Origin of the sequence: Streptomyces cahuitamycinicus, from assembly GCF_002891435.1 — a bacterium.
GTDB lineage: Bacteria > Actinomycetota > Actinomycetes > Streptomycetales > Streptomycetaceae > Streptomyces > Streptomyces cahuitamycinicus.
Window position 1 is genome coordinate 1 of the sequence record NZ_POUC01000383.1, and the last position, 7,803, is coordinate 7,803.

At 71.3% G+C, this 7,803-nt stretch carries 9 protein-coding genes and 1 pseudogene; 4 read left to right on the top strand and 6 right to left on the bottom strand.

What is annotated here, in order from left to right; genetic code table 11:
• The 4 genes from C1J00_RS33895 to C1J00_RS33910 form a co-directional block, all read right to left on the bottom strand.
• Positions 1-433 (bottom strand): cellulase (locus tag C1J00_RS33895; protein WP_102912799.1); only part of this gene is annotated, 433 nt, incomplete at its 3' end.
• 11 nt (positions 434-444) lie between these two features.
• On the bottom strand, positions 445-951 hold the full coding sequence (locus tag C1J00_RS33900; RefSeq protein WP_102912800.1) for a SigE family RNA polymerase sigma factor: 507 nt from the start codon (positions 949-951) through the stop codon (positions 445-447).
• A gap of 164 nt (positions 952-1,115) precedes the next feature.
• Entirely contained in the window at positions 1,116-1,469 is a 354-nt protein-coding gene (locus C1J00_RS33905; protein WP_102912801.1) for a DUF8129 domain-containing protein, read from the bottom strand.
• A 46-nt stretch (positions 1,470-1,515) separates the two neighbouring features.
• On the bottom strand, positions 1,516-1,875 hold the full coding sequence (locus C1J00_RS33910; protein WP_102912802.1) for a DUF6479 family protein: 360 nt from the start codon (positions 1,873-1,875) through the stop codon (positions 1,516-1,518).
• 137 nt (positions 1,876-2,012) lie between these two features.
• Here C1J00_RS33910 and C1J00_RS33915 point away from each other — a divergent pair, with 137 nt between their 5' ends.
• Together C1J00_RS33915 and C1J00_RS33920 are read left to right on the top strand one after the other, a co-directional pair.
• Positions 2,013-2,387, top strand: coding sequence for a four-helix bundle copper-binding protein (locus C1J00_RS33915; RefSeq protein WP_102912808.1), 375 nt, complete (start codon positions 2,013-2,015; stop codon positions 2,385-2,387).
• Positions 2,388-2,463: 76 nt separating this feature from the next.
• Positions 2,464-3,642 (top strand): acyl-CoA dehydrogenase family protein, encoded by a 1,179-nt coding sequence (locus tag C1J00_RS33920; RefSeq protein ID WP_102912803.1) that lies wholly within the window; start codon positions 2,464-2,466, stop codon positions 3,640-3,642.
• A gap of 235 nt (positions 3,643-3,877) precedes the next feature.
• Here the strand turns inward: C1J00_RS33920 and C1J00_RS48125 are convergent.
• Positions 3,878-4,150 (bottom strand): annotated as a pseudogene (locus C1J00_RS48125) (TetR-like C-terminal domain-containing protein); the annotation flags it as partial.
• A 5-nt stretch (positions 4,151-4,155) separates the two neighbouring features.
• Between C1J00_RS48125 and C1J00_RS33930 the strand changes: the two are divergent.
• The gene (locus tag C1J00_RS33930) at positions 4,156-5,145 is read left to right on the top strand and encodes a carboxylesterase family protein (RefSeq protein ID WP_281262784.1); all 990 of its coding nucleotides are present in this window, start codon (positions 4,156-4,158) and stop codon (positions 5,143-5,145) included.
• A 490-nt stretch (positions 5,146-5,635) separates the two neighbouring features.
• Here the strand turns inward: C1J00_RS33930 and C1J00_RS33940 are convergent, their stop codons facing one another.
• Positions 5,636-6,112 (bottom strand): MarR family winged helix-turn-helix transcriptional regulator, encoded by a 477-nt coding sequence (locus tag C1J00_RS33940; protein ID WP_102912805.1) that lies wholly within the window; start codon positions 6,110-6,112, stop codon positions 5,636-5,638.
• A gap of 206 nt (positions 6,113-6,318) precedes the next feature.
• Between C1J00_RS33940 and C1J00_RS33950 the strand changes: the two genes are divergently transcribed.
• Positions 6,319-7,443 (top strand): amidohydrolase family protein, encoded by a 1,125-nt coding sequence (locus C1J00_RS33950; RefSeq protein WP_245936608.1) that lies wholly within the window; start codon positions 6,319-6,321, stop codon positions 7,441-7,443.
• Positions 7,444-7,803 lie beyond the last annotated feature (360 nt).

Below are 7,803 nucleotides of genomic sequence, written 5' to 3' on the forward strand. Positions count from 1 at the left end.
GCGTCCTGCCGGCCCGGCCCTCGGAGGCCGTGACTGTCGGGGTGGGGTCGGCGGCAGGCTCGCTCGTCGGCACGGACGGGGTGCTGCCGTCGGTCATGGTCGCGGGCAGGTTCGTCTCGGGCTGCTCGGTCGGCGTCGTGCTCGGCGCCGGTGGGGCGGTCGTCGGCGTGCTGTCCGGCGAGGTCGTCGGGCTCGTCGCCGGCTGCGGCCGGTGATCGGCGGGCTGCGCCCGGGTGAGCATGCTGGGCAGCAGGGCCAGCCCGACACTGAGCCCGGCCACCGCCACGGCGGAGCCCCCCGCCTTCCACAGCAGTCGCGACCGGCGGCGGGACCGGATGCCCGCGTGCAGCCGCTGCCGGTGCTCGGGCTCATAGGGGGTGTGCTGCCGGGTGTCGCGCATCAGCCGCGACAGGTCCCGCTCGAAGTCGTCCATCGGTTCTCCTTTCACCCCACGGGCCTGACGGCGTCGGACAGGATCCGGCGGAGCCGCGCGACTCCGCGCGACGCATGGGACCGGGCGGTGCCCACCGGGCAGCCCAACGCCTCGGCGACCTGCGCCTCGGGCAGGTCCTCGTAGTAGCGCAGCACCACCGCGGCCCGCTGCTTCGGCGACAGCAGGGCGAGCGCCGCCTCCAACCGCGAACGCTCCGCGACGGCCGACGACATGTCGCCCGGGTCGGCCCGGTCCGGCAGCTGCTCCACCGGGCGCTCCCCCCACCAGCGCCGCCGCGCCGAGCGGGCCGCCAGCCGCACCAGCACCGTGCGGACGTACGCCTCCGGAGCCTGCTCGGCGACCTTCGGCCAGGCGAACCACAACTTGACCAAGGCCTCCTGCACCAGATCCTCGGCACGCTGCCGATCGCCCCCCGTGAGCAGACGCGCGACATGGAGCAGCGCCGACCAACGGGCGGCCGCGAACTCGTCGAAGCCGTCCGCCCGAACCTGCTCCATTCTCACCGTCCTGCGTCTCAGTGGCCCCCTACACCTCTGAAAAGTCGCTGGCCCCCGCCCCACGCTGCACTCCAAACCTGTGATCCACCTCACTTCACCGGAGGCGAGGCATGGCAAAGGGCCCGTGCACAGGCACGGGCCCCTTTCCTGGGCGGTGTGGCTTCCTAGGTGCGGTCACCCTTCGGCTGGGCAGGCTGGTCCGGTGTGCCGTGCGGCGGCGGGCTGTGCGGCTGCGGCGAGGTCGCCGGCGACACGGGAGAGCCTCCCCTGGTGCCCGCCCCCGCTTCGGGGCGCAGGGCGTTCGGGTCGCCGGACGTCGGTTCGGCGCCCCCCTGCAACTGCTCAAGCCGGGAGTCGAGCACCCGGATCACCGGCAGCCGGCCGGCGTGCGACCGCTCGTACGCGAGCAGCCGCTCGACCTCGTCCGCGGACAGCGACCGCACCCGGCTCTCCAGGCCGCCGATCGGCAGGTGGTCGTAGTCGGGCAGAGGCAGAGTGCTGCGGGCGGGATCGGCCATGGTTCTCACTTCCCTGTGTACGCGTGCTGTACGAGCCGGTGGCGGCTCAGCGGGCTCCCGGGCCGCCGCTGCCGAAGCCACCGCTGCTGCCCTCGTTCCAGCGCGGGCGCGTCTGCGAGGCGCTGGTCCGATCGCTCTGGTTGCCGTGCGTCTTCAGCTCGTGCGGCGTCAGACGCTCCTCACTTCTCGGCATCTCGTCCGGCTCACGGCGCTCCAGCGTCTCGCGGACCGGGCCGCCCTCGGGGAGCCTGGGCTGCTCGTCGGGCCGCGGCGGGCGCCGGCGCTTGTGCCGCAGGCCCAGGATGAAGGCGCCCAACAGCAGGGCCACGACCACCAGACCGGTCACGACGAACCCGAAGCCGGGGGCGTCGCCGCCCGCGGCCATCTCCATCCATGCGCTATTCATGGCACGCGGGTACCCCTGGTCCTTCGGTCCTCACCATGAACCCGGCCCCCGCGGCCGGCGGGAGGGGGCCGGGGTCACGAACGGTTCTCCGCAGGGGCACCGGTTTGACCGGTGCCGACCGGGGCTACCCGCGCGGTGTGACTTCGACGACATCCCAGCAGGAGCTGTTCCGGTTCCTCGAGGACCGTTTCGCTTGTGCGCAGGCGTGCACCGAGTGCGCACGGGCGTGCGCGCTGCGCGCGAGCCTCGTGGATCCCGACGGCACCGAGAACCAGGAACTCGTACGACGCAAGGGCATCATGTGCGCGGAGGTCTGTGACGCGACCTGCCGCGTGCTGTCCGAGCAGAACCAGGTGGACGAGGCAGGCATTCGGGTCCAGGTGGAGTGGTGCCGGACCGTGTGCCTGGAGGCCGCCCACGTCTTCGACCGGCAACCAGGAGCGGAGGACTCGGCGGCGGCATGCCGCGCTTGCGCGCGGGCGTGCACGGACTTCCTCGCCACGCTGAACTGACAACGCCATTCCCTATTTCTGGAACACGTTCTACGGTGTGCGCCGACAGGACCGGCCTTGGGAGCCTGGAGGCGCCGTGCACCTCGAATACACGCCCGAGCAACAGCGGCTGCGCACCGAACTGCGGTCCTACTTCGCCGAACTGGTCCCGGACCACCTGTACGCCCGGCACGGCGAGCCGGCCGCACAGAAGCGGTTCTACCGCGAGACCATCCGGCGGCTCGGCACGGACGGCTGGCTCGGTGTGGGCTGGCCGAGGGAGTACGGCGGGCGCGGTCTGACGGCCATGGAGCAGTTCATCTTCTTCGACGAGGCCGCCCAGGCCGGCGTCCCGCTGCCGCTCATGGCGCTGAACACCGTCGGCCCGACGATCATGCAGTACGGCACCGACGAGCAGAAGGCGTACTTCCTGCCGCGGATCCTCTCCGGCGAGATCGACCTCGCCATCGGCTACAGCGAGCCGGGCGCCGGCACGGACCTCGCGTCCCTGCGCACCAGGGCGGTACGGGACGGTGACGAGTACGTCGTCGACGGCCAGAAGATCTGGACGACCAACGGCGACACGGCCGACTGGGTGTGGCTGGCCGTGCGCACCGACCCCGACGCCCCGCCGCACAAGGGCATCACCATGCTCCTGGTGCCGACCACCGACCCCGGCTACTCCTGCACCCTGATCAACACCCTCGCCTCGCACGACACCACCGCCGGCTACTACGAGAACGTCCGCGTCCCCGTCTCCCGCCGGGTCGGCGCCGAGAACCAGGGCTGGCGGCTGATCACCAATCAGCTCAACCACGAGCGCGTGACCCTGGCCGCCCACGGCACCATGGCGATCCGCGCCCTGCACGACGTGCAGCGCTGGGCGATGGAGACCAAACTCGCCGACGGCCGCCGCGTCGCCGACCTGCCCTGGGTGCGGCGCCTCCTGGCCCGCACCCACACCCGCCTGGACGCGCTCAAACTGCTCAACTGGCAGATGGTCAGCGCCGTCCAGGACGGCACCCTCACCCCGCAGGACGCCTCAGCCGTCAAGGTCTACGGCTCCGAGGCCCGACGCGACGCCTACGCCTGGCTGATGGAGATCGTCGCGGCCCCCGGTGTCCTGAAGGAGGGCTCGGCCGGCGCGGTCCTGCGCGGCGAACTGGAACGCGGCTACCGCTCGGCGGTCATCTTCACCTTCGGCGGCGGCAACAACGAGATCCAGCGGGAGATCATCTCGTGGATCGGGCTGGGGATGCCCAGGGTGCGGCGCTGACGGCCGGCGCGGTGGAAAATCACGTCCGCAGCATCTTTGCCAAGTTGGGCCTGTACGTCGAGGACACCGACCACCACCGCCGGGTGCGCGCGGTGCTGGCCTACCTGCGTTCCTGAGCGCCCATGGCGGGGATGCCGCCTTTGTCGTGCTCGGAAACGTGAGCGAAGGCCTCGCTGGTGGCGGTGATGGTGCGCGTGACCGCGCTCGCCGGGTAGTTTCGTCGTTTGGGCCGTCCTCAGCGGTTTGACCTGGGGCGACTGTCGGGTGGTGCCGAGCGGGCGCCGGCCAGTACCAGGTCCACGAGTCGACTCACGTAGGCGTGTCCTGCGGGCTGGTCGCGTTGCACGATGCGCAGGTGGAGGGGGCCGGTCAGGGCTTCGAGGAGGAACTCGGGGTTGCTGTCCGGTGGGAGGTCGCCGCGGTCGATGCCGCGTTGGACGAGGATGCGCGCGCGGTCCAGGCGGGCGGTCCAGAACCGGTTGCGGAGTTGGTCGGACTGGGGCTCGTCGTCCGGTGCGGCTCGCCCGCGAAGGAGACGTGGTCGTCGTCACCGTCAGTTACCGGCTTGGCGTGCTCGGCTATCTGCGCGCACCGGGGATCTCCGAAGGCAATCTGGGCCTGGCCGACCAGCTCGCCGCGCTGCGGTGGGTGCGCGAGAACATCTCCGCGTTCGGCGGTGACCCGGACGCGGTGACCGTGGCCGGTCAGTCCGCCGGCGCCCACACCGTGCAGTGTCTGCTGGGTATGCCCGACGCCGAGGGACTGTTCCGCCGGGCCGTCGTTCAAAGTTCCCCCGCCGCTCTCGGCCTCGGGAGCGCCCGCAGCGCCCGGAAGGCCGCCGACCGGTTTCTCACCCGGCTCGGCGCAGACCCGCGTACCGTCTCCGTCGTCGATGTCCTGGACGCCCAGACCGCGCTCGCACGAGAAGCGGCAGGCAGACTCGGGCTCCGTGCGGTCCCCTTGTTCAGACCGGTCGCCGGAGTCGGCCCGCTCCCGGACGCAGCACGCTGGGCCGCATGTCTGGCAGGCGGAGCTCCCGGTCTGGACGTCATCATCGGCACCACCGGGCGGGAGATGAGCGCCTTCTACACCCCGGGCCCGGCGCTGCGCCGCCTGCGCCGGGTCCCGGCACTGGGTTCGGCGACTGCGGACGCTGTGGAACGTGCCGCGGGTGCGGCCTTCTTCGACCGTCCCGCCCGCCGCCTGGCTGCCCGGCTGAGCGAGGCAGGTGCCCGCGTGTGGACCTACCGCTTCGACTACGCGGCCCCCGCCTCCCCCTTCGGCGCCACACACTGCATCGAACTGCCCTTCCTGTTCGGCACCGATGCCGACTGGACCGCCGCCCCGATGCTCGCCGGCGCCGACCCGCACGACATCGACACCCTGGGCCGAGCCCTGCGCACCGCCTGGCTCAGCTTCATCCGCACCGGCACCCCGAGCACCGACACCCCCTGGCCGCCGTTCACGGCGGCCGCCCCCGCCGTACACCACTGGCGCCCCTGAGGGCACCGGACAGTGCGGCCGGAACGCAGGATCGCTCAACCAGGGGGCTCCCCGTCAAAGGAAGTGGTCACCGAAGCCGAACAGCTCGCCGTGCGCGCCGCCGGGGCTGCTGCCTCGTGGCCTGCCTCCATCCGATCGCCAAAGCCACCCAGGTAGGTCACGCTCGAGCGAGGCCGAGAGCGGGTGAGCGCCTCCTGCGCGCCGACGGCGAGCAGGTCAACCACAAGCTCATTTGGTGAGCCGGCGGAAGCGGATGAGGGTGCAGGCGGCGCCAACCGGTCAGCAGCAGGCGGTGCGTTCGATCGTCCAGCGGTGGCAGCCCCAGGCGGCTCGAGGACTCCATGTCCTAGCGGGTGACGCCGCGCTGCGGGGCCAACGACTCGGGTGGTCGTACTCGTACCCCTTGTCGGCGTGGAGCTTGGCGGGCCGGCGTCGGCGCGGACCGCAGCCGGAACGGATCCCTGGCCACTGCGCCCGGGAGCCAACAGCGTTACGGGGCGGAAGGGCCGGGGAGTTCCGTCACCACCGATTCCGGAGATCCCCACGGTTCCTCCAGTGCGGCCCGAAGTGCGAGGACGGTATCCGCACCGACGCGCCCGGCGAGCCCGGCTTCGAGCCCGGCCAGTATCTGCATCGTCTCCGCGCGGCGCCGGACACCGGCCGCCGAGAGGAGCACGAGCTTCGACCGGGCGGAGTGCGGATCGCTCTCCACGGTCACCGCGCCCGCGGCGACCAGTTCATGGACCCACTGGTGCGCTGTCGGGGCGCTGACGCCCAGACGCCGGGCCAGCTCGGCGATGCTGGCCCCCTCTGACGGGAGCTGACTGAGCAGGGTCACGTGTGCCGCGCTGATGGTCGCCCCGTCTTCCTGGGCCTCGAACGCGGTGGTCAGGGCGGTTCGGAACCAGTGGTGTGCGCGCCACAGCAGCCGGATGAGCGGCTCGGATTCAGGCGGGGAGGAGGACATGCGGTTCTGCTTTCACGGTGGGCGGTCGGTTCGGCGCGGTCTGCCGATCGTAAGCCGGTCAGGGCTGGCGCCCAACATCACCGGAGCCCCTGGACCATTCTTCATTAGGTAGCCTACGATTAGGTCACCTAATGGTGAGGTTGGACTCGATCCCCGCCTCCCGGCCCATGCCCCTGATTCCCGTAAACCGATGGAAAGGCAGGACGATGACGACAGGATCGTCTGTATCCCCCCTCGCCGCGGACACCTCGCGGCGGCGTCTGCTGGCCGCCGCGGCCGGCGTCACCGCCGGCACGGCAGCCCTCGCGGCCCCGCCCACAGCCGCCCGGGCCGCCACCTCCACGTCGGCCGGGACCGCCACCGGCCGCCCGGGGCGCCGCATGAAGGTGATCGCGGTCGAAGAGGCGTTCTCCGTTCCGGAGCTGATCCCGTGGCCGGGCGAAGCCCAGATGCCCCCCGGCTGGGGGCAGGAATGGGGGCGCCGGCTCGCCGATTTCACGGAGTCGCGGCTGGCGGACATGGACGAGCATGGCGTGGACATGCAGGTCCTGTCGCTCACCTCACCCGGCGTGGAGGCCATCAAGGACCCCTCCGAGGCCGTGGCCACGGCCCGCCGGGTCAACGACCACCTGGCCGACGTGGTCGCCGCCCACCCGACACGGTTCGCCGGCTTCGCCACCCTGCCGTTTCAGAACCCGAAGGCCGCCGTGGCCGAACTGCGCCGGGCGGTGGAGCAACTCGGGCTCAAGGGGGTCCTGCACAACGACCACGTTCTGGGCCACTACCTCGACGAGCCGCAGTTCCGGCCGGTGTGGGCCGAGCTTGAACGGCTCGGCGTGACGCTCTACATCCATCCCGCGCTCTTCCCCGCCGATCAGTGGCGGGTGTTCCAGGGGTACCCCGTGCTGAGCGGGCCGTCCTGGGGATGGACAGCGCAGGTCGGCGCCCACGCACTGCGCCTGATCTACGGCGGAGTGTTCGACGAGTTCCCTCGGGCCTCGGTGACGCTGGGGCACATGGGAGAACTGCTTCCTTTCCAGCTGGCCCGGCTCGACAGCCGCTACCACCAGGCCGACCCCAAGAGCAGGCCACGACAACTGCCCTCCCACTACCTGCGGCACAACCTCTACGCGACCACCAGCGGCGTCTTCTCCCACGCGGCCCTCCTCGGAGCCGTCCAGGCCATCGGCGCCGACCGGCTGCTGTTCGCCGTCGACTACCCCTACGAATCAACGGCCGAGGCAGTCGAGTTCCTCCGCACAGCGCCGTTCTCCCGCGCCGACCTCAAACGCATCGCACACCGCAACGCGGCACATCTGCTGAACCTCTGACCAAGACAGCAGCAGGTCAGGAGTGCGGCTGGGCCGACGGCACATCCATGTGCCGTCGGCCCAGCCCCGCGAGCACCGGCACAGAATGCCCGGTGTCCTGAGCCGACGGGATCCGCCCGCACGTCGATGGCGTTGGTACGCCGCTTGAGCAGACCTTCAAGCGATGATGCTCGTCCGGCTGAGCGCGACTTCCGTCGGGCAGGGCCAAGCCTGGCCCACCACGCCGACAGCAAGAACGAATCCCCCGCACCTTGGGAAGACAGGCTCAGGCCATGGCAGACGCACTTCTGACCGACACCACCACGGGAACCGTTCGCGGATGCGCACTCCCGGACGGAGGCCGTGTCTTCGCCGGTATCC